Origin of the sequence: Nocardia callitridis (assembly GCF_039543305.1) — a bacterium.
GTDB classification, from domain to species: Bacteria; Actinomycetota; Actinomycetes; order Mycobacteriales; family Mycobacteriaceae; genus Nocardia; species Nocardia callitridis.
The window spans coordinates 1,294,659-1,315,953 of sequence record NZ_BAABJM010000001.1 but is presented as its reverse complement, the minus strand read 5'-3'; the positions used below and the strand labels follow the sequence as shown (position 1 = coordinate 1,315,953).

Below are 21,295 nucleotides of genomic sequence, written 5' to 3'. Positions count from 1 at the left end.
ATTGAGCGCCACGTGTTCAGCGGCGCATTCTCTTAATTAATTTGACAAATTGAGTGTTTTTGTAAATAACGCGAAACCGGCCGGGTGTGAACCCGGCCGGTCGTTTTCTTTCGTGAATAGCTTGTCCAGGGCGATGTTTCGTTTAGTCAGCGACGAAAGAGCTTGTTGCCCAACCAGACCACCGGGTCATACTTACGATCGGCGACGCGCTCCTTCATCGGAATCAGCGCGTTGTCGGTGATCTTGATGTGCTCCGGGCACACTTCGGTGCAGCACTTCGTGATGTTGCACATGCCCAAACCTTGCTCGTCTTGCGCGAGGTCACGGCGGTCGACGACATCGAGCGGATGCATCTCCAACTCCGCGATACGCATCAGGAAACGCGGCCCCGCGAAGGCGGGCTTGTTGTCCTCGTGATCGCGGACCACGTGGCAGGTGTCCTGGCACAGGAAGCATTCGATGCACTTGCGGAACTCCTGGGAGCGCTGCACGTCCACCTGTTGCATACGGTAATCGCCGGGCGCGAGCCCCTTCGGCGGCGTGAAAGACGGTATCTGCCTGGCCTTCTCGTAGTTGAAAGACACGTCGGTGACCAGATCTCTGATTACCGGGAAGGTGCGCATCGGGGTCACTGTAATGGTCTCGGCCTCGGTGAACGTCGACATCCGTGTCATGCACAGCAGCCGGGGTCGGCCATTGACCTCCGCGGAGCACGAGCCGCACTTGCCCGCCTTGCAGTTCCAACGGACCGCGAGATCGGAAGCCTGGGTCGCCTGCAATCGGTGGATGATGTCGAGCACCACCTCGCCCTCGTTCACCGCGACCGTGAAGTCCTGCAATTGGCCACCGTCGATATCGCCGCGCCACACGCGGAACTTGGCGTCGTAACTCATCGTTACGCCTCTCGCTCTGTCGAATTCCCCGCCGCGGCGGGATGTCCAGCGGTTTCGTCCTGGGTGTAGTACTTCTCCAACTCGTCGAGGTCGAACAAGGCCAGCAGTTCCGGCCGCATCGGAAGTTGATCTTTCGGCGTCACGGTGACGTTGGGGATCGATACTCCGGCACTCCCCTCGGCCACCGCGCACACCAGTAATCTGTTGCGCCAGTCGGCATCCATACCGGGATGATCGTCGCGGGTGTGCCCGCCCCTGCTCTCGGTGCGCAGCAACGCCGCCTGCGCCACGCACTCGCTGACCAGCAGCATGTTCTGCAGATCCAGTGCGAGATGCCAACCGGGATTGAACTGCCGATGCCCCTCGACGGTGACCTGCGCGAACCGCTGTCGCAGCGCATCGAGTCTCGCGATCGCCTCGCGCACCTCGGCTTCCTTGCGGATGATGCCGACCAGGTCGTTCATCGTCTGTTGCAGGTCCGTGTGCAGCGTGTAGGGGTTCTCCGTGCTGCCCTCGGACGGATCGAACGGCGCGAGTGCGACTTTCGCCGCGCGCGCCACATCGTCATCGGACACCGCGGGACGCTGTGGCAACTGCTCCACATACGCGGAGGCGCCGAGACCTGCCCTGCGCCCGAACACCAGCAGATCCGACAGCGAGTTGCCGCCGAGCCGATTGGAACCGTGCATACCGCCGGAACACTCACCCGCTGCGAACAACCCAGGCACGGTGGCCGCGCCGGTGTCCGGGTCCACCTCGATCCCACCCATCACGTAGTGGCAGGTCGGGCCGACCTCCATCGCTTCCTTGGTGATATCGACGTCGGCGAGTTCCTTGAACTGATGATGCATCGAGGGCAGCCGCCGGATGATCTCCTCGGTGGGCAGCCGTGAGGCGACGTCGAGGTAGACGCCGCCGTGTTCGGTGCCCCGCCCGGCCTTCACCTCCTCGTTGATCGCGCGGGCGACCTCGTCGCGCGGCAACAGGTCGGGGGTGCGACGCGCGGAATCGTTGTCGCGCAACCACTGATCGGCCTCGTCCTCGGTTTCGGCGTACTGCCCTTTGAAGACCGGCGGAATGTAGTCGAACATGAACCGTCTGCCCTCGGTGTTCTTGAGCACCCCACCGTCACCGCGCACGCCCTCGGTGACCAGGATCCCTTTCACACTCGGTGGCCAGACCATCCCGGTGGGATGGAACTGGAGGAATTCCATGTTGATCAAAGTCGCACCGGCGCGCAGCGCCAGTGCGTGACCGTCGCCGGTGTACTCCCAGGAATTCGAGGTCACCTTGTACGACTTGCCGATACCCCCGGTCGCCAAGACCACCGCGGGCGACTCGAACAGCACAAGGCGACCTGATTCGCGCCAGTACCCGAACGCGCCGGAGATCCGGCCCTCGTCGGTGAGTAATTCGGTGATGGTGCACTCGGCGAAGACCTTGATGCGTGCCTCGTAGTCGCCGGTGGCCGCGTAGTCCTCCTGTTGCAGCGAAACGATCTTCTGCTGCATGGTGCGGATGATCTCCAGCCCGGTACGGTCGCCGACGTGCGCCAACCTCGGGTAGGTGTGGCCGCCGAAGTTGCGCTGGCTGATCCTGCCGTCGGCGGTCCGATCGAACAGCGCGCCATAGCTTTCCAGCTCCCAGACCCGGTCCGGCGCCTCCTTGGCGTGCAGCTCGGCCATCCGCCAGTTGTTGAGGAACTTGCCGCCGCGCATGGTGTCTTTGAAGTGGGTCTGCCAGTTGTCCTTCTCGTTGGCGTTGCCCATGGAGGCCGCGCAGCCGCCCTCGGCCATCACGGTGTGTGCCTTGCCGAACAAGGACTTACACACCACGGCCACCGAAAGTCCGCGCTCACGTGCCTCGATCACCGCGCGCAATCCGGCGCCACCGGCACCGATCACGACTACGTCGTATGTGTGGCGTTCCACTTCTGGCATGGCCGCGAATACTCCTGGGGTTGCGAAGGATCAGTTGATGAAGCGCAGGTCCGAGATGGTGCCGCTGGCCACCAACATGATGTAGAAATCGGTCAGCGCGAGCGTGGCGAGCGTGGTCCACGCCAGCGCCATGTGCCGGGTATTGAGCTTGGAGATCTGCGTCCACAGCCAGTACCGGACGGGGTGTGCGGAGAAGTGCTTGAGTCGACCGCCCGCGATGTGGCGGCAGGAGTGGCACGACAGGGTGTAGCTCCACAGCAGGATCACGTTCACCAAGAGCACGAGATTGCCGAGGCCGAAACCGAATCCGCCGCCCTTGCCGTGGAAGGCCGCGAGCGCGTCGTAGGTATTGAGCAGCGAGACCAGGACCGCGACGTAGAAGAAATAGCGGTGCACGTTCTGGATGATCAGCGGCAGTTTGGTTTCGCCGGTGTACTTGGCGTGTGGTTCGGCCACCGCGCACGCGGGTGGGGAGAACCACACCGCCCGGTAGTAGGCCTTGCGGTAGTAGTAGCAGGTGAGCCGGAAGCCGAGCAGGAACGGCAGCACGACGAATCCGAGCGGCAAAATCACCGGCAGGTCGCCGAAGGGCGTGCCGAGATGGCTCGATCCCTCGACGCACGAGGTGCTCAGGCACGGCGAGTAGAACGGCGTCAGATAGTGGTAGTCGGGCACCCAATACGCCGTGCGCACATACGATCTGACCGTCGCGTAGATGACGAACGCGGCCAACCCGAGGGCGGTGAACAGCGGGGGCATCCACCAGCGGTCGGTGCGCAGTGTGCGCTCGGAGATCCGAGCCCTCGTCGTGCTGAATACCCCGGTTCGCGAGTGCCGCTCGGGCACTTCGGGGTTGGTCGTCGGTGCGGCACTCACAGCTGGATGCCTCGCTGCTCTGCTGTGCGGCTGGTCATCGATACCTCCGCGAGTCGAATGTGATGTCCAGCACCATACGACACGGTCGCTATCGTTTGGATGCGGTCTCGTGAATACCAACCCTCCGGAATGTGAGTGATGTGCGACACATTCACCCGGAATCGGTGGCCCTGCCGACTGTGCGCGCCCATCGGGTGAATGTGCCGCTATCCACGAATCTCGGCCGAGGACACGATGGCTGGCGCTCGGTTGGGCCAGAGTGCTTGTGTGCCTGATATTTCCGCTGGCAGCTCGGCTTATTTGGGTGGGTAGCAGTTGCTGGGCCGCACGGGGTCGACCGATTACCGGGCTGGTCGTGATGCCCACCGAACACCGCTGCGGGGAGTGCGATTACTCGTATCGAATTGTCTGGGACACAGTTCGGACACCCGATATCCTAAAAATCGGGGCCCGGGCAACTTTGGCGCACACCCGAACTGTGGTAAACGGAGATGGCGTCCGCTCATGCGAAGGACCCCGACCTGACGGTCGAGGTCCTCGTTGTCGCTGGAGTCCTATGTGGTTCTCGGCCGAGAGTGGAAGCCGAGCCCCTCGTCCTGTGCGCCCATCCATGCCGCCTCGTCGGACTTGCTGTCCGGAACGTAGATGGGGTCTTGGAGGCGGCGCGGCACCTCCGGTGGTGGGGACTGCTCGAGCTCGTCGGTGTCGATCGTGAGCCGTTCGAGGTCGTTCTCGAGTCGACGCACCATGCTGGCGTCGCCGTAGTGGCTGCGTATCGAGCCGATGGAGCGCCGAAGTTGGCCTACCGCGTAGCGGAGTTCCGCAATGTCGCTGCGTGTCATCAAACCTCCTGTATTCCACTGGCGGACAGTCGAACTCGGCGTGTGACAAGCATGGCGATCCATGTTCGTCGGGACCGATCGGGTCGGATTCCGACTACACCGAGTTGTGTGACTCACCACACAACGTGATCTTCCACACAATACCGGAGGATTGGCGATCTGGCTCGTCTCCCGCAATACCCGTGACCTGCTCGAATGTTGCCCACGCTGCTTGCCGTGGATGGCGCGAACAGTGCTATCCGAAAATCTACGTATATCTAGAAATAATCTGAGAGTGCGATATATCGCTGTGAGCGCCCGTCGATCGGGATGTATCGGCTCATCGTCGATATTTGCTAGATCACGTTAGATTCCGTCAGACGCTGCGCAGATACCGACCGAAGTGCGGGACGGTGAAGCCGATGGTGCCGCGCTCCGCGGAGTAGATCAGGCCCTTCTTGATCAAGCCGTCGCGCGCGGGTGACAGCGACGCGGGTTTGCGGCCGAGCTCGGTGGCCACGGCGGAGGTGGCTACCGGGTCGTCGCCACCCGCCAGATCCGCCATGGCGCGCATGTACTCGCGCTCGGCGGGGGTCGCGCGCTCGTAGCGGGAACCGAAGAAGCCGACCGCCAACTCCTCCTCCGCGGTCGGTGAAGCGACCTCGACGTCCTGTGCGGTGATCGGGCTGCCCGGCGCCTGGTCCCACGTCGCTTTCCCGTATGCCTGCACGAAATACGGGTAGCCGTCTGCCTTTTGGTAGAGCGCCTTCAGCGCCTCCTCGGTGAATCCGGCGCCTTCACGCTCGGCGGGGGCCAGGAGTGCGAGGTCGGCGGACTCGCGATCGAGTCGGTCGATCCGGTGGTAGCTGAACAGGCGTTCGGAGTAGCTCTTCGAGGCAGAAAGGACGGCGGGTAGATGCGGAAGACCCGCGCCGACGACAATCAGCGGCGCGGCATCCTGGCTCAGCTCATGGCATGCCCCGCAGATCGCGGAGATGTCGGCGGCACCGAGATCCTGCATCTCATCGATGAATATCGCGATGCCGACGCCGACATCGCTGGCCAGCGCCGCCGCCTCCACCAAGAGCTCGACCAGATCGATCTCGATGTCGCCGGAGTCGGCCCTGCCGGTGACGGCGGGGACGTCGATGCCGGGCTGCCAGCGGTCGCGCATCCCCTTGTCGGCGGTGGCGCGCAGCGCGAAAGCCTTGAGGATGCCGAGGAAATCGTCGACGCGCTCCTGGTTGCGGTGTGCCATGGCGATCGCGCGCACGGCCATGTGCAGTGCGGAAGACAGTGGGCGGCGCAGTTCCTGATCGGGTCGCGCCTCGATCTTGCCTGTCCCCCAGTCACGCGAGCCCGCCGCGGAGCGGAGCTGGTTGAGCAGCACCGTCTTGCCGACGCCGCGCAGCCCGGTGAGCATGACGCTGCGTTCGGGACGACCGCGCGCGATGCGTTCCAGTACCACGTCGAACGCGTCGATTTGCTTGCTGCGCCCAGCCAATTCGGGTGGGCGCTGTCCGGCTCCGGGAGCATACGGATTCCGCACGGGGTCCATGCCGATACACGGTAGCCCGTTTCCGCACAGAAATCTGAGGATGTCTACGGCACTCGCTAGACACGGCTATCGGCGGCTAGCGGGTGCCTGCGGTGCTAGGTGATCATGCCGAAAACCTCTACGCTGGTACCGGTTCGGTGCGCCGAAATCGTGGCTCGCCCGAGGACGGCTTCGGCAGCCGACGCATGACCGCAGCGCGAGACGGAGGGGCATGACCGACGAACCCATCGCCACCATCACCGAGGTGGTCGAGTCCTGGAATGTGCCTGCCGAAGCGCCCGTCGCGAGCCGCATCCGCGCGAACATCCTGGTCGCGATCGACAGCGGGTACGACGATCCGGAACTGGTGGCCGACCTCGCGGTGGGTCCGCTGGTTGTCGCGGTCGGTCGGCTCGAGGTCGGCCTCGCGAAGGCACAGCGCAGGATCGAGGAGTTGGAGCGCGAACTCGAGCGTCGGCCACCGCGCCGGGAAAGCTGATCGTTCGCGCGCTGATTCGCCGACCGTCCCCGAGCCTGTTTCGCGGCGGCTCCGGGTCGCGGGAACTCCTCGCGCGGGCGATCATCGTCGGCGAGGGGAATCGACCGTGCCGGTTCCGGTCTCGTGCGCGAGCCGAACCAAAACATCGGCGCCGTCACCTGGTTCGTTACCAACGACCCGCGCGCTGAGACCGGACCGTTACCTGCGATGGGTGACGCGATGACCGGCCGGTCGGCGAGGAATTTTTTGAATTTTTGCGAAATGCCTGCTCTCTCGGCTGGACAACACTGCTCAGGGGTCGTAATCTTCTCGTGACTTAGTGGAATCCTGTTGCTTCGTCAGAGAAGTGGCGCCACGGAGTTACCGCCTCAGCGGTCGTCAGGGCTACCCGTCCTGGCAGTCGCACCGGGGACCAAGGTTTGTCTGGGTGAATCCGAGTCGACCAGTTCGGTTGGCACGGTAGGGCCGATCTCCCGGCCCGAACCCCTAGCCGAACCGGTCGGCGGGAGAGCACGAAGATCGGAGACGTAGCTCGGTGGGTAAACACAGCTTGCAGCGGGAATCTCGGTTGCCGACTTCCGTCAAGGGTGTCATCGTGATGGGCGCTGTTGCGGCCACGACGGGGGCCATGCCCTCGATCCCGGCGATGGCGGCCACCGTGAACATCCCTGGCGTCGGTGATGTCGATGTGCCAGATGAGTGGGAACAGCCGGCTCAGCAGCTGAGTCAGCAGATCCAGGACGCGGTTTCGGCGATGCCCGCACCACAGGCGGCTCCCGCACCCGAGGCCGGACCTGCCCCTGCTCCCGCACCGCTGTTCCCCGGCTTCGTCGCGCCTCAGCTTCCCTCCGCCCCCATCGTTCATTCGGGCCCCGGCGATATCGCGCTTGATGCCGCGAAGTCCAAGGTCGGCGCCATGTACTCGTGGGGTGCCGCGGGACCGCGCAACTTCGACTGCTCCGGCTTGGTCCAGTGGGCCTACCGTCAGGCGGGTGTCGAGTTGCCGCGCACCAGCTTCGAACAGTCACACGTCGGTGCTCCCGTGGCCTTCCAGGACCTGCAGGCCGGTGACATCGTGGTGACCAACGGCGGTGGACACGTCGGCATCTACGCTGGCGACGGCAAGCTGCTCAACGCGCCGCAGTCCGGCCAGGCGGTTTCCTACACCTCGCTGGAATCCGACGACGTGGTGACCGCGCGTCGCATGGAGTGACCGCTGCCGAACTCGGCATCTCGTGGCGGCTCGTCCGGTAATCAGAATTCCGCGACACACGCCCGAGTCGACTCGTGGACGTGGGCAGTCCGGCTTTTCAAGACGAGATCCGCTGCGGCGGAGGCTTGTCGAGGCGGGCACGTACGCGTCAATGGTGCGACAGCCAAACCCGCACAGCCGGTGCGTCCCGGCGATGAGGTCCGCATTCGTGTGGCCGGAGTCGAGCGCATCGTCATTGTCGAGCGGATCGTCACCAAGCGAGTGGGCGCGCCGATCGCCGCGCAATGTCTGATCGACCGCAGCCCTCCCCCGCCGCCCAAGGAGATTTTGGCGGCCATGCCACGACGCGATCGTGGCGCGGGTAGGCCAACCAAACGTGAACGGCGGGAAACCGATCGGCTTCTCGGCCGAACCGACGACTGATATTCGCACCGTCTCCGCGAATCCCGGTCGAAGGGAAAGCCGAAGTCCGCATCGATCCCGCGCACCGGCAGTGTCGCGCTAGGCCGTGGCTGCTCAGTAGCGTTGGTAGCGGACACGTCATGACGTTCGGGCACAGGACTTGCCTCCCGACCAAGCAACTGCGCCACCAAGGGCAACAACCAGTGTGGACCGGGCATGCCGAATCCGAAGCACTGGGATTCAGTGGTCCTTCCAGATGGCAACCGCGCGTATTGGCCCGTGCCGGATGGCGGATTCAGGAAGTAAGGCGCTGGACCAAGTTCGGTGCATGCCGCCTGTCGGACGCGACAGCCTTGCGCCGAGCTCCGGTCGGGTCCGTGCGGTAGTCGTCGACTCGCACACACGGCTGACACCATCGCGTGTGCACTGGGCTGACCAGACCTGCCGGACGACGGGCCGACTCAGATGAGCGCGATCGGTGCCAGTTGGCCAGCGAGGTAGCGTGCTCGGCATTCACGGCGACGCAGTTTTCCGCTGCTGGTCTTGGGGATTCGGCCGGGCTCGACGAGGATTACCGCGCCGGGCATCACCTCGTGGGTGGTCGCGATCGCGGTGCGGATGCGGCGGGCGAGCGTGGAGAATTCGATGCCGCCGGTCGGGTCGATCAGCGTGGTGCTGACCAGTTCGGCCACCACCACCAGGTCTTCGCGGCGCCCGTCGTCGTGCCCGAAGGCGGTGACATGGCCGGGTCGGATCTCGACGGCGCACTCCTCGACGGTCGCTTCGATATCGGCGGGATAATGGTTGCGGCCGTCGATCACGATGATGTCCTTGCGGCGCCCGGCGATGTAGAGCTGCTCGTCGTACCAGAACCCGAGATCGCCGGTGCGCAGCCACTTTTCGCCCGTGGCAGGGTCGAAGGGGTCGTTCGGCGGGTGCACCGAGTTTTCGATCGGGTCGGTCGACCATGCGGTTGGTGCCGGTGTCACCGGACTGCCGGTGGGAGCGTGCGACTCCGATCTGCCGTTTTGCCGCCGCGCCGACCCCCACGTGCCCGCGGCGGATCGCTCGTCCTCGGCACGCGCTAATCCGGCGGCGAAGGTGGTCCGGCTCGCGTCGGGTCTACCGAGATAGCCGTCGCACACATTGTCGCCGCGAACCCAGATCTCGCCGACCCGGTCGGCGGGCAGCACGGTCCGTTGGTCGGGGTCGACGATACGGACGGTCTGGCCGGCGGGGGCACCGCAACCGACCAAGGTGCGCCCCTCCCCCGCGTCGTCGACGATCACGCGCCCGACGGCGAGCGCACCACGATCGAACCGGTGGGCGACCGGGGCGGCGTCTTGGGCGCAGATGGTCACGCTGAGGGTGGCCTCGGCGAGGCCGAAGCCGGGAGTGTGCGCCCGGTGCCGGAATCCGGATCCGACGAAGGCCGAGGTGAACTCGGCCAGGACATCCGATCGCACCGGCTCGGAGCCGTTGAGCAGCACGGCCAAACCGGACAGGTCCAGATCGGCGCGTTCGGCCGGCGTGGTGGCCGAAACAGCAAGGGACAGACCAAAATTGGGGCAACCGCTGAGCCCTGCGCGGTAGTCGCTGAGCGCACGCAGCCACCGGATCGGGTGTTTGACGAAATCCACCGGCGCCAAGCTCAGTCCATGCACCCCGGAATACAGCGGCAGGGCGAGCCCGAAGACCAGACCCATGTCGTGGAAGAACGGCAGCCAGGTGAGGATCGGTTGGTCGCCGGCCGCGGGCATTGCCCCCCGCAACTGCTCCAATGCGGTGCGCAGGTTGTCGTGGGTAACCCGGACGCCGCTCGGCGATTTGGTCGACCCCGAGGTGTATTGCAGGTAGGCGAGGGTGCCGTGCACCGGATCGAGCACCGGCTCGGGGGCCTCGTCCGCTGACGCGTTGAGGTCGACGGGCAGGCGAAGCACCCGGCCGAGCGCGGAGCCCAAGGCGGTATCGGTGTCGCTGTCGTCCGCCGAGAGCAGGCTCAACGTCGGTCGCGCGTCGGCGAGCACGGTATGTAGCCGCTCGCGGTTCCGACTGCCGGACAGTGGAAACAGCGGCACCGCGACGCGGTTGCTGTAGAGGCAGGCCAGGAAGGCCACGGGATAGTCGAGGCCGTGTGCGCACAGAATCGCTACCCGGTCCCCCGGCGCGCTCGCGGCGCGCAGTTGTTGAGCCAGGGCACCTGCCGCCCGATGTAGTCGGCGATAGCTGAGGGTGCGTGCGCTGCGTTCGCGCAGCCGGAAACGTAGCTCGGTGAACGCGTCGTCGTCGGGCCGCGTAGCCGCCCACTCGGCCACGCGCAGCGCCATCGCGTCGCGGTTGTCCTGTGCCGATGTCACGGGTATCACGCTGCCTCGCTGGGGTTCTGTGGTCGGGTGGAGTTTCGGTGCTTCGATGTCGACTCTCGAATGACGACGGCCGTTGGCGGGCTCGGCCTTTCGATGGCGGATTCGTGGTGGCGCGGCGTCGGTTCGCTGGTGGCTGATGTGTGGCGTTGGTCAATCGGTTGGTGTTGGTGCCTCGACGCATATCGAATCGCTGTGTGCGGTATCGGGTCTCGGCGAGCGAAGCGGCGGCGGTGGCCTATTCGCCGCAGCGGGGGCCGGGAATACCGACAACGGTGGCGTCGACGATCCCCGGGCAGCGCAGCAGCACGGCCTCGGTCTCGGCGAGGGAGAGGTCTCCCGACCTTGGGGTCATGTGCCTCGGATTCTTGGTGGCGCGGCGACGATTGCGTCGATGGCTCGGGTGCTGGCGCCTCGGTCGTTCGACGTCGGCTTGGTCGGCGGTCTGGTGCTTCGGTCCTCATGGCCGGTGTCTTGGTGTCGCGGTTTTCGGCGCGGGGATTATCGGTGGTTTGTGTTCGTGCTCGCTCATATGCCCGGTTCATGTGCCCGGTTCGGGGGCGTGTGTTGCGGGTTCGGTGTGCAGCGTGGGGTTTCGGCTGTTGGTTACGCGGTCGATCAGGGCGGCGCCGAGGGCGGTGATGGTGGGGTGCTGGAACAGCTCGGCGGTGGAGATCCGCACGCGTAGCCGGGATTCGAGGTTTCGGCGCAGCTCGATCGCGAGGAGCGAGCTGAGGCCGAGTTCGTTGAAATCCGCGGTGGGGCCGATGTGTTCGGCGGGTAGGTCGAGTGTGCGTGCGAGCACCCTGCGGATCGTGACGGTGAGTGATTCTTCCGGCTCGGTGCGCGTGGCAGGGGCCGACTCGCGGACCGGGCTCGTGGTCGTCGGGGCTGCGGACTTGGGTTGGGGCGCCGCGGGTTGGGGCGCCGCGGGTTGGGGCGACGCGGGTTGGGGCGACGCGGGCCGCGAAACCGCGTTGTCGACGAGCAAAGTCGTCAGCCGGGTGGACAGCGGCGAGGTATCCGTCGACGGTGTGTGGTCGAGTGCGAGCACATAGGAGCCGTCGAAGCGCAGCAGCCGCGACAGCAGCAGCGCGCCCCTACCGGTATCGAAGGCGGCGATGCCCGCCCGCCGGATGTGCGCGGCCCCGCCCGCCGCTTGCGCGAGGCCGGTATCCCACACCCCCCACCCGACGCTGAGCACCCGCCGAGGGGTCGACCGTGCGAGCGCGTCCATGGCGGCATTGGCGGCGGAATACGCGGCCTGCCCCGGTGCCCCGATCGCGCCGGTGGCCGAGGAGAACAGCAGCACGAAATCGGTCGGATCCGCGGCGCTCAGCTCGATCAGGTTGCTGGCGGCGGTGAGCTTGGCGGCGAACATCCCCGCGATCTGATCGGGTGTGACAGCCTCGAAGGGCGCGTCCTCGAGCGTGCCCGCCGCGTGCACGATGCCGCGAATCGTCGACCCGCACTCGCGAATGTCGTTGAGCGCGTTGGTCAGATCCCCTCGGTCGGCGCAATCGCAGCGGACCACCACGATGCGGTGCTCGAGTCCGTCGAGCAGCGCGGGCACCGGCCGTGGTGCCCTGGTGAGCACCACGACGTCGCGTGCCCCCGCGTCGAGCAACCACCGGACCGCGATCGCGCCTAGCGCGCCGAGTCCTCCGGTGACGACGTAGGTTCCGGCGGCGTCCACGCTCACGTCAGGAGTCGCGCGTGGCCGCGCGAGCCGGAATCGACGCGTGGCCACGGTGCCGGCCGTCAGCCGAAGTTCCTCCGGTCCGCCGGGGTCGGCGTCGATGCGCGCGCCGAGATCGGTGGTGATCAGTTGTGCCAGCGTCGGCAGGTTTCTCGGGTCGGTGTCCGCCCACACCAGCCGGATCGCGCGCCCGGACTCCAGTTGCAGCGAGCGGACGAGCCCGGCCAGCGCCAGCGGGACAGCGGCGGGGTGCTCGGTATTCGCCTGCAGTCCGGCCTGTTCCGGCAGGACGACGGTCAGCGAGGCGACGCTGTCCTCGGCATACAGCAGCTGCAGGAGTTCGAGGACGTGGCCGACCGATGTCGCGACACCATTGCGGTGTTCGAACGGCCCTGGCTCGCCCGGCGCCCTGCCGGTTTCGCGGACACCGTTCTGGTCGGGCCACACGAGTACCACCGCGACGTGCGCGGTGCTCGGCCGTGCGGCCAGGACAGCGGCGACGATCGCGTTCGCGCTGTCCGGTTCACGCGCGACACGTTCGGTGGGCACGGTCGCGTCGGTGGCTCTCGCGAGGGCGACGGCGAGAGCGGATTCGCCGACGACCAAGACACGCTGGCTGTGTGTCGAGACGCCACTGGCGGGAATCGCCACGGCACCTACCGGCAGGGGCTCCCATCGCTCCGCGTGAAAAACGTTGTGCTCCGCGGTATCGCGAAGAACCTCGGGCTCGATTCGGTGCTCGGCACCGAGGGGGAGGGTCGTGGTCCGAGCGAGACTGTCCGCCTGGACGTAGCGAATGTGCACGCCGGAAATCGACAGACACGGTGCGCCGTGCTGGTCGGTGCCCACGACGTCACCGATCAACCCGGCCGCCGTGCGTTCCCTGATCACCGCGTGTGCCTCGACGACAACCCGATTGGGTTCGGTGGACAGCCAGGCATGGTCGATCGCGATGGGCAACGGGAGGGTGTGGTCGGGCAGTTCGTCGTAGGCCGCGGCTGCCAGCACGTGCAGACAACCGTCGAGCGTGGCCGTGCGCGACAGTTCGGCGGAATCGAGCAGTCCGAGTGCGCGATCGGCGCCGGCGGCGATGCCGCGCAGCACGCGGAAACGCGGCCCGTACTGCAGCAGCCGCGCGCGCAGCTCGTCGTAGAACGAGGCGGTGGGGATCACCCGCATGCGGTGGCGCGCGGCGCGATTCGCGTCGACCACGCGGATCATGGCGACGATGTCGGCGGTGGTCGGTTCGTTGCCCGTGTGTGCCGAGGCCAGGGTGACCGGTTGTTCTCGGGAGATCTCGGCACGCAAACCGCCGTCGTGTCCGTGGTAGGCGACCTCCGACAAGAGGGTGGTGTCGGTGCGCTCGTGCACGACGAGGTCGGTGATCGTGGCGCGCCGCGTGCGATGGCGAGCCAGGTGCAGCAGCCTGCGCAGCCAGAACACCGCGGGCACGATCGCTTCGCCGTGCACCACGTGGTCGTCGAGATCGTCGGTGACAAAACCGGATTCGGCCTGGTCGACGGCTCGGTGGGTCGACTCGTCTTCGGTGCGGAGCGGGAAGATCCTGGTGCGCCATTGCCGGCGCGGCGGGGTGCTGAACGGGCCTTGGGCCGACCAGTCGACCGGCCTGCCTTCGGTGTAGAGCTGTCCGAGGCAGGTGAGCAGCGCGGCGACCTCGTCTTCGCGCTCGACGACGGCGTGTGTGCCCGCACGAAAGGCGGGATGTTCGCGCACGGCGGGTGTCAGCACCGGGTGCGGGGCGATCTCCAGCACGGTGGACAGGCCGTCGTCCGCGGCGCGTGCGATGGCGGCACCCAGTTCGACTGTGCTGGAAGCATTGTCAGCCCAGTACCGGTGATCCATGCGCGCGTCGGTGATCACCGCGCCGCATATCGTAGTGGAGTACACGGGTGTGTGCGGTGTGCGTGCGGCAATCGGACCGAGTGACTCCAGGAATGTCGCGACAACGTCGGCGACCTGTGGACTGTGCGCGGCGAAGTCCACGGCGATCCTGGTGGCGAACAGGTTGCGCCGCTTGGCCCTACGCACCAGCGTGTCGACGTAGCGGGTGGTACCGGAGACCACGATCGAGCGTGGTCCGTTGATCGCGGCGACGGCGACCTCGGTGCGCATCGGTTCCACCAGGCTGTTGGCTTCTTCCGGTGTCGCCTCGACCACGGCCATCGCACCGTGCCCGTCCAACGTCGCCAGGCATCGACTGCGATGTACCGCGACGCGTGCGGCGTCGCCGAGTGACAGCGCGCCGCTGACCGATGCCGCCGCGATCTCGCCGAGACTGTGTCCGACGACGGCGTCGGGATGGACGCCCCACGTGGCGAGCAGCCGCGCCAACGCGTACTGGAACGCGAAGGTCGCCGGTTGCACCAGATCGGTTGCCGCAACACCATTGTCACCAGCGGTAAGGGCTCGGGTGAATCCGTGTTTCGGTGTCCATACTCGGGGTCCGCCCGCAGCGGCGATTGCGTCGGCGGCGTCAGCGAGGGCCCCGGCGAACTCCGGGTAGCGTGCGGCGAGGCCACGACCCATGCGCGGATGCTGTCCGCCCTGCCCGGAGAAGAGGAACAGCAGGCGGCCTCGGCGCCGTCCGTTCACCGGTCCGATCAGCGCGGCGGACGAATCACCCTGTGCCAGAGCGGATAACCGCGCGACGGCGGTCGCGCGGTCGCTGACGACGAGCGCGGCTCGATGGGTTTCCGGCAGCAGACGCGCGGTGGCCGAGGCGAATGCGGCGAGGTCGGGTGCCGCAACGATGTCGAACCCTTCCGTCGGTCGCTCGGAAGGGGTCTCGCGTGTGATTGGCACTGTGGGTGGCGCAGGTTCGGTTCTCGCGCAGGCGGGCACGTCCGGAACGACAGTCGCGGCCTGGTCGAGGCGCTGGGCGAAACGCAGGGCCTGCGCGCGCAACTGGGACTCGTCGCGGCCGGTGACGGCGATCAGTACCGGGGACGATTCGTCGGAAAGTTCCCGCGTGCGGAAACCGCGCAGTGCCACATGGGCATTGGTGCCGCCGAAGCCGAAGGAACTCACCCCGGCCCTGCGCGCGTGCACCGGGATCGAGCGCAGGTCGACCGGTTCGGTCGGTACCGCGAGACCGCGCTCGGCCAGCTTCAACAGCGGGCTCTCGGTGTGGAAATTGATTGTCGGCGGGAGTACGCCGCGTTGCAGCGACAATGCCGTCTTGATCAACCCGGTGACGCCCGCCGCGGCTTCCAGGTGCCCGATATTGGACTTCACCGAGCCGAGTGCGATCGGCTCGGTGCGCGCACCTCGCAGGGCTTCGGCGAGCGCGGCCACCTCGACGGCGTCGCCCAAAGGTGTTCCGGTGCCGTGGCATTCGATGTAGTGCGCGGTGCTCGGGTCGAGTCCGGCTCGCGCCCACGCGGTGCGCAACGTGCTCTGCTGTGCGCGTCCGTTCGGGGCGTAGAGGCCGTTGGAGCGGCCGTCGGAGCCGACCGAGGTACCGAGGATCTCCGCGTACACCCGGCTGCCGGTGCGGACGGCGTCGTTGGTGCGTTGCAGGATCACCACCCCGCAGCCCTCGCCTCGGGTGTAGCCGTCGGCGTCGGCGTCGAACGGCTTGCACCGGCCGTCCGGCGCGAGGAAGCCGCCTTCGGCCAGGTAGTCCGAGGTGTGTGGCAGCAGTGTGAGATTCACGCCGCCGACGATCGCGAACGGCACGGTCTCGTCCGCGAGCAGTCGCACCGCGTAGTCGAGCGCGGCCAGCGACGAGGAGCACGCGCTGTCCACCACCAGGCTCGGTCCGTGCAGGTCGAGGACGTAGGAGAGGCGGTTGGCGATGATGCTGAGCGCCGACCCGGTGACGGCGTAGGGCGCGTCGTGACCTGGCGAGCCGAGCACGGTGATGCCGTGGTCGTATCCGCAGGCGCCGAACACCACGGCGGCGCCGCAACCCTTGGCGCGGTAGCCGATTCCGGCGTCGTCGATCGCCTCGATCGCGACTTCCAAGGCCAATCGCTGTTGCGGGTCCATCGTCGCGGTTTCGCGATCGGAGACGGCGAACCATTCGTTGTCGAAGGATTCGATGTCGTCGAGGTAACCGCCGCGTCGAGAGCCGACCCGGCCCTGCGGTGGTGTCGCGGTGGCATCACGGCCCGCGAGCAGCAACCGCCAGAATTCCTCCAGGCCGTTCGCGCCGGGCAGTCGACATCCCATCCCCACGATCGCGACGGCGGGCGCCGAGGTCGGGGGAAGGGAGGAGGGGGTCGGTGTCGTGTCTGGACCGGTCATTGCGTGGCGAGAAACTCGACAAGCTGATCGATATCGGGGTGGTCGAAGAGCGCGGTGAGGGTGACCTCGACACCCATCGCGTCTTCGAGCTGGCCGGTTAATCTGGCCAACTGCGTGGAACTCAGGCCGAGGTCGGCGAACGGTGCGGTGGTGGAGACGGTTTCGGGTGCGACACCGAGCAGTTCGGCGATCGCGGTGACGGCGGCGGACAGCAACTCGGCTCTTCTGCCGTGGCCGAACGATTCGACGTTCCCCCCTGCGGTGCCGATCTGCTGCGAATCCCCGTGCCCGTCCGGAAGACTGGGCAGCATCGCGTCCTCCTGTGTTCCACCGGCACGCGCACCCGGTCATCTTCGATGAGTGGGTGCGATGGCTCCCGTCGCGCCGCCCCCACGCCGTTGTCACGGTGGCTGCCTTCGACGCCCATCACATTCCCCCCGCGATTATGCCGCAGAAATCGATGAGAGCAAGGTGGCATCGGTGCCGAGGAACGCGGCGCGTGCGGCGGGCGCTCAGCCGGTGACGACGGCCGCCGCCAGCCGCTGGGTGATCAACTCCTCGGCCTCGGCGACCATGCGGGAGATCAGCTCCGCGCAGCTGGGGATGTCGTGGATCAGGCCCTGGCACAGGCCGACCGACCAGATGCCCGCGTCGATGTCGCCGTTCTCGTAGACGGTGCGCCCGCGCGCGCCGGAGACCAGTTCTCGCACGTCATCGAAAGTTCCTCCGGCCTTTTCGATTTCGACGACCTTGCGGCTCACCTCGTTGTCCGCGACCCGTGCGGTGTTGTGCATGGTGCGGAAGATGAGTTTGGTGTCGCGTTCGGAGTTGGCGACGATGCGCTCCTTGACCTTCTGGTCGATCGCGGACTCTTGTGTGCACAGGAAACGGCTGCCCATGTTCACACCGTCCGCGCCGAGTGCGAGCGCCGCGACCAGACCGCGTGCGTCGGCGATGCCGCCGGAGGCGATCATGGGGATGGACAGTTCGCGTGCGGCCGCGGGGATCAGCACCAGGCCGGGGATGTCGTCCTCACCGGGGTGTCCAGCGCATTCGAACCCGTCGATGCTCACGCCGTCGACGCCGATGCGTTGGGCCTTGAGCGCGTGGCGCACGCTGGTGCACTTGTGCAGCACCTTGATTCCGGCGGCGCGGTAGGCGGGCAGGAAGGGTTCGGGGTTGCTGCCAGCGGTCTCCACGATCTTGACGCCGCTGTCGATGATGACGCGCGCGTATTCCTCGTAGGGCGGCGGGTTGATCGAGGGCAGGATCGTGAGGTTGACGCCGAAGGGCTTGTCGGTGAGTTCCCTGGTGCGCGCGATTTCCTTGCGGAGGTCCTCGGGTGTCGGCTGGGTGAGCGCGGTGATGAACCCGAGTCCGCCCGCCTCGGCGACGGCGGCGACGAGTTCGGCGCGGCCGACCCACTGCATCCCGCCCTGGACGATCGGATGTGCCACGCCGAAGGTCTCGGTAAACCTGGTGTGCAGCATGTGCGCGTTCTCCTCTGCCTTCATTCGGGCGTGTGAATGCGCCCTCGCGCTGTTGATCGTGACATGGGGGGTGCGTCGGATCAACCTACAAGTGAGTCGGGGTTCGCATGACTGCGCAGATCGATCAGTGTAGAAATCATAGATAACCACAGTCATGTCTCAAACAATTACCAGCTAGTAGCCAAATAATCGTTCGGGGAGCTCCGGCGTCTCGCGGTTAACCGCAATCCTTGCCGCTGTCATAAGTTAGTTGCTATTCTTCCTGCAAGTTCAGCTTCTGCGCAGCAAGCAGTCTCCGCAGCCGACGGCGCATGCCTCTCGGACGAAGCATTTCTCGACGACAGAGGAGTTCGTGGGATGACCACCGGTGCAACAGCTCTCGACGAGCCGATGCGGTCACGGCGCAATCACTGGAACAACCAGATCGCCGTGCACGCGCGCATGCGCCCCGACAAGGCGGCGCTGCGCTTCCGTGGCGTCGAAACCACCTGGCGGCAACTGCACGAGCGTTCGCTGCGCTTCGCCGACGGACTCGCCCGCCGCGGTGTCGGCTTCGGTGACCGCGTGCTGATCCTCGCGCTCAACTACCCCGAGTACCTCGAAGCCGTGTTCGGGATCAACGCGCTCGGCGCCATCGCGGTGCCGGTGAACTTCCGGCTCACCCCGCCCGAGGTCGGCTACATCGTGCAGGACAGCGGCGCCAAGGCAGTCGTCACCGACGCCATGTTGGTGCCGCTGGCCACCGCGGTACGCCAACAGGCCCCGCAGATACAGACCTGTGTGGTGATCGGCGGCGAATCCGGCGAAGACGTCATCGGTTTCGACGACCTGCTCGCCGAGGAAGGTCAGGCGCATACCCCGCTCGACATTCCCGAGGACACTCCGAGTCTGATCATGTACACCTCGGGCACCACGGGCAGCCCGAAGGGTGCGGTGCTCACCCACGCGAACATGAACAGCCAGTCGCTCACCTGCATTCGCGCGCTGGTGTTGGACCAGGAGTCGGTGGGGCTCTGTTCGTCGCCGCTGTTCCACATCGCCGGAATCGGCAGCCTCGCACCGGCTTTCCAGCTCGGATCGACCACGGTGCTGCATCCACTCGGCGCGTTCGACGCGGGCGAATTCCTCGACGCGCTCGAACGCGAGCAGGCCACGTCGGTGTTCTGTGTGCCCGCGCAGTGGCAGCTGATCTGCGATCACCCCACCGTGCGTGCCCGCAAGCTCGCGCTGAAGACGGTGAGCTGGGGTGCCGCACCCGCCTCGGACACGGTGTTGCGCGCGATGTCGGAATGCTTCCCCGACGCGGTGAACGTGGCGGTGTTCGGGCAGACCGAGATGTCGCCGATCACCTGTGTGCTCGAAGGCAAGGACGCGATCCGCAAGCTCGGCTCGGTCGGCAAGCCCATCCCGACCATCGAGGCGCGCGTCGTCGATGACGAGATGAACGACGTGGCTCCCGGTGTGATCGGCGAGATCGTCTACCGGGGGCCAACGCTCATGCGGGGCTACTGGAACAAGCCGCAGGAGACGGCCGCCGCGTTCGCGGGTGGCTGGTTCCACTCCGGCGACCTGGTCCGTGTCGACGACGAGGGTTTCGTATTCGTGGTCGACCGCAAGAAGGACATGATCATCTCCGGCGGCGAGAACATCTACTGCGCCGAAGTGGAGAACGTGTTGTTCGCGCATCCGAAGGTGCGCGAGGCCGCGGTGATCGGCCGACCGCACGAGAAGTGGGGTGAGGTGCCGGTCGCGGTGCTCGCGCTGCACAACCCCGACGACGAACTGACCCTGGCCGAGCTGACGCCTTTCCTCAACGAGAACCTGGCGCGCTACAAGCAACCCAAGGACATTCTGATCGTCGCCGAGTTGCCGCGTAATGCCAGCGGCAAGGTGGTCAAGGGACAGCTGCGCACCGACCTCGAGCCGAAAACCGAGGCCTGAGCGGCCAGAAGACGACGCCGGGATCGATGGCCCTTGAACGTATTACCTCTCGTCGCGGCGGTCGGTCCCGGCAACGCCGAGCACTACGTATGGTCGTGGAATGTCGATCCAACGCACCGGCGCTGCGGTACTCGCGCTGCACTGGCAGGTGAATGTCATTCGGCCGGAAGGATTCTTCGGGCCGATGCTGGCGGCCCCGGTCGCCGCGAGTGGTGTCGTCGAGCGCGCGAGCGCCTTGCACGAGGCGATGCGCGCACGGGGAATCCCGCTGCTGTTCACCAGGTTCACCGTGCCGGTCGGTGAGGGTCAGCTGGTGCGCAACACAGCATTCATGCGCGCGGTCGCCGACGCGCAGACCGAGTTTCGTCCCGACGCACCCGGTGCGGCGATCATCCCGGAGATGGCGCACCAGCCCACCGAGGTCTTCGACAACCAGAAACTTTCCGGGCTCGCGGGCAATGCGGCGGTGCGATGGCTGACCGAGCACGGGGTCGACACCCTCTATCTCACGGGGGTCGCGACCAACCTCACGGTCGCGCAAACCGCGCGCCACGCCACCGACCTCGGCTTCACTGTGCATCCGGTCATCGATTGCGTCACGGCGGCGGACCCCGGCGCGCACGAGGCGGCCATCGCGGATCTGGAACTGGTCACGTCAAGTTGTGTGGCGGCAGCGCGTGTGTTGGAGTCGGTCGAACACTGTTGACGGTGGGTCACGGCTGCCCGGATCGGGTAGCTCGGCCTGCCCTGGTTCGAAAGTGCTTGTCGCCCAGAAACATTCGACGTTTTTAGGAGAACCCCGCTGTGAAAGCCTCCAAGATCGGATTACCCGTCTTCGCCGCGCTGGCCGCATTGGCGCTGGCCACCGGGTGTAGCTCGAACGATGCCACCGAGTCGGGCACCCAGTCCACGAGCAGCGTTGCCGCCACCTCGAACGCGCAGACGACCGAATCCGGCGACTCGACGACCGAGGCCGACGATGCGACCACCGAGGCCCCCGACACGTCCGAATCGCCTTCCCATGGGGAACATTCGCACGAAGCCACCCCTGGTGCGGCACCGGGCGGGGCCTCCGACGTCGACTGCGGCCCGGTCACCGATCCGGACGGCAAGCCACACACCGTTGTCGGGGTCAGCACCGAAAAGGGGCGGGTCGGCTGCACCGAGGCGATCAATGTCGCCACCGTCTTCGTTGGCACGGTCAGCAACAAGCCGACGGCGACCGTCGAGGGCTGGGAATGCGGTCCGCAGTCCGACGATCCCACCTACCCGTCGCGTTGCGAGAAGGACGGCCTGATCATCGGCCTGCGCGCGAGCTGATCTGCGGCGCCGCGCCGCCAACGCGGCACCTG

General features: G+C 66.5%; 15 protein-coding genes and 1 riboswitch. Of the genes, 6 read left to right on the top strand and 9 right to left on the bottom strand.

The features are described from left to right. Positions 1-146: 146 nt before the first annotated feature. The 5 genes from ABEA50_RS05620 to ABEA50_RS05600 all read right to left on the bottom strand — a co-directional run bounded on the left by ABEA50_RS05620 (position 147) and on the right by ABEA50_RS05600 (position 6,088). Positions 147-893 (bottom strand): succinate dehydrogenase/fumarate reductase iron-sulfur subunit, encoded by a 747-nt coding sequence (locus tag ABEA50_RS05620; RefSeq protein ID WP_345493940.1) that lies wholly within the window; start codon positions 891-893, stop codon positions 147-149. Positions 894-895: 2 nt separating this feature from the next. Further along, positions 896-2,833: a fumarate reductase/succinate dehydrogenase flavoprotein subunit gene (locus ABEA50_RS05615; protein WP_345493939.1), complete on the bottom strand. Its 1,938-nt coding sequence runs from the start codon at positions 2,831-2,833 to the stop codon at positions 896-898. Positions 2,834-2,863: 30 nt separating this feature from the next. After that, a complete protein-coding gene (locus tag ABEA50_RS05610; protein WP_345493938.1) occupies positions 2,864-3,709 on the bottom strand; it encodes a hypothetical protein in 846 nt (281 codons plus the stop codon). 554 nt (positions 3,710-4,263) lie between these two features. Further along, positions 4,264-4,551, bottom strand: a complete 288-nt coding sequence (locus ABEA50_RS05605) for a hypothetical protein (protein WP_345493937.1) — start codon at positions 4,549-4,551, stop codon at positions 4,264-4,266. Positions 4,552-4,906: 355 nt separating this feature from the next. Then, positions 4,907-6,088, bottom strand: a complete 1,182-nt coding sequence (locus tag ABEA50_RS05600; protein WP_345493936.1) for an ATP-binding protein — start codon at positions 6,086-6,088, stop codon at positions 4,907-4,909. 211 nt (positions 6,089-6,299) lie between these two features. On the opposite strand from ABEA50_RS05600, the gene ABEA50_RS05595 reads away from it, so the two are divergent. The 3 genes from ABEA50_RS05595 to ABEA50_RS05585 all read left to right on the top strand — a co-directional run bounded on the left by ABEA50_RS05595 (position 6,300) and on the right by ABEA50_RS05585 (position 8,202). Continuing rightward, entirely contained in the window at positions 6,300-6,566 is a 267-nt protein-coding gene (locus tag ABEA50_RS05595) for a hypothetical protein (protein WP_345493935.1), read from the top strand. A 354-nt stretch (positions 6,567-6,920) separates the two neighbouring features. Beyond that, positions 6,921-7,086, top strand: a riboswitch (cyclic di-AMP (ydaO/yuaA leader). A gap of 15 nt (positions 7,087-7,101) precedes the next feature. Beyond that, entirely contained in the window at positions 7,102-7,779 is a 678-nt protein-coding gene (locus ABEA50_RS05590) for a C40 family peptidase (RefSeq protein ID WP_345493934.1), read from the top strand. 3 nt (positions 7,780-7,782) lie between these two features. Then, positions 7,783-8,202 carry an RNA-binding S4 domain-containing protein gene (locus ABEA50_RS05585; RefSeq protein ID WP_345494674.1) on the top strand — a complete coding sequence of 140 codons (420 nt, stop codon included), beginning with the start codon at positions 7,783-7,785 and terminating at the stop codon, positions 8,200-8,202. A 440-nt stretch (positions 8,203-8,642) separates the two neighbouring features. Here ABEA50_RS05585 and ABEA50_RS05580 read toward each other — a convergent pair whose 3' ends face one another. The 4 genes from ABEA50_RS05580 to ABEA50_RS05565 form a co-directional block, all read right to left on the bottom strand. Beyond that, a complete protein-coding gene (locus ABEA50_RS05580) occupies positions 8,643-10,538 on the bottom strand; it encodes a fatty acyl-AMP ligase (protein ID WP_345493933.1) in 1,896 nt (631 codons plus the stop codon). A gap of 547 nt (positions 10,539-11,085) precedes the next feature. Further along, positions 11,086-16,512, bottom strand: coding sequence for an SDR family NAD(P)-dependent oxidoreductase (locus tag ABEA50_RS05575; RefSeq protein ID WP_345493932.1), 5,427 nt, complete (start codon positions 16,510-16,512; stop codon positions 11,086-11,088). Beyond that, positions 16,509-16,823, bottom strand: a complete 315-nt coding sequence (locus tag ABEA50_RS05570) for an acyl carrier protein (RefSeq protein WP_345493931.1) — start codon at positions 16,821-16,823, stop codon at positions 16,509-16,511. The genes ABEA50_RS05575 and ABEA50_RS05570 overlap by 4 nt, the downstream gene beginning before the upstream one ends. Before the next feature lie 201 nt (positions 16,824-17,024). Next, the gene (locus ABEA50_RS05565) at positions 17,025-18,002 is read right to left on the bottom strand and encodes an NAD(P)H-dependent flavin oxidoreductase (RefSeq protein WP_345494673.1); all 978 of its coding nucleotides are present in this window, start codon (positions 18,000-18,002) and stop codon (positions 17,025-17,027) included. A gap of 357 nt (positions 18,003-18,359) precedes the next feature. Between ABEA50_RS05565 and fadD5 the strand changes: the two genes are divergently transcribed. The 3 genes from fadD5 to ABEA50_RS05550 all read left to right on the top strand — a co-directional run bounded on the left by fadD5 (position 18,360) and on the right by ABEA50_RS05550 (position 21,263). Then, positions 18,360-19,943 (top strand): fatty-acid--CoA ligase FadD5, encoded by a 1,584-nt coding sequence (gene fadD5 / locus ABEA50_RS05560; protein WP_345493930.1) that lies wholly within the window; start codon positions 18,360-18,362, stop codon positions 19,941-19,943. Positions 19,944-20,043: 100 nt separating this feature from the next. After that, positions 20,044-20,649 (top strand): cysteine hydrolase family protein, encoded by a 606-nt coding sequence (locus tag ABEA50_RS05555; RefSeq protein WP_345493929.1) that lies wholly within the window; start codon positions 20,044-20,046, stop codon positions 20,647-20,649. Positions 20,650-20,747: 98 nt separating this feature from the next. Then, on the top strand, positions 20,748-21,263 hold the full coding sequence (locus ABEA50_RS05550) for a hypothetical protein (RefSeq protein WP_345493928.1): 516 nt from the start codon (positions 20,748-20,750) through the stop codon (positions 21,261-21,263). Positions 21,264-21,295: the final 32 nt, after the last annotated feature.

Coding starts and splice junctions, on each gene's coding strand:
- ABEA50_RS05570 (WP_345493931.1), bottom strand. CDS start 16,823: ATGCTGCCCAGTCTTCCGGACGGGCACGGGGATTCGCAGCAGATCGGC.
- ABEA50_RS05565 (WP_345494673.1), bottom strand. CDS start 18,002: ATGCTGCACACCAGGTTTACCGAGACCTTCGGCGTGGCACATCCGATC.
- ABEA50_RS05575 (WP_345493932.1), bottom strand. CDS start 16,512: ATGACCGGTCCAGACACGACACCGACCCCCTCCTCCCTTCCCCCGACC.
- ABEA50_RS05555 (WP_345493929.1), top strand. CDS start 20,044: ATGTCGATCCAACGCACCGGCGCTGCGGTACTCGCGCTGCACTGGCAG.
- ABEA50_RS05620 (WP_345493940.1), bottom strand. CDS start 893: ATGAGTTACGACGCCAAGTTCCGCGTGTGGCGCGGCGATATCGACGGT.
- ABEA50_RS05605 (WP_345493937.1), bottom strand. CDS start 4,551: ATGACACGCAGCGACATTGCGGAACTCCGCTACGCGGTAGGCCAACTT.
- ABEA50_RS05615 (WP_345493939.1), bottom strand. CDS start 2,833: ATGCCAGAAGTGGAACGCCACACATACGACGTAGTCGTGATCGGTGCC.
- ABEA50_RS05595 (WP_345493935.1), top strand. CDS start 6,300: ATGACCGACGAACCCATCGCCACCATCACCGAGGTGGTCGAGTCCTGG.
- fadD5 (WP_345493930.1), top strand. CDS start 18,360: ATGACCACCGGTGCAACAGCTCTCGACGAGCCGATGCGGTCACGGCGC.
- ABEA50_RS05600 (WP_345493936.1), bottom strand. CDS start 6,088: ATGGACCCCGTGCGGAATCCGTATGCTCCCGGAGCCGGACAGCGCCCA.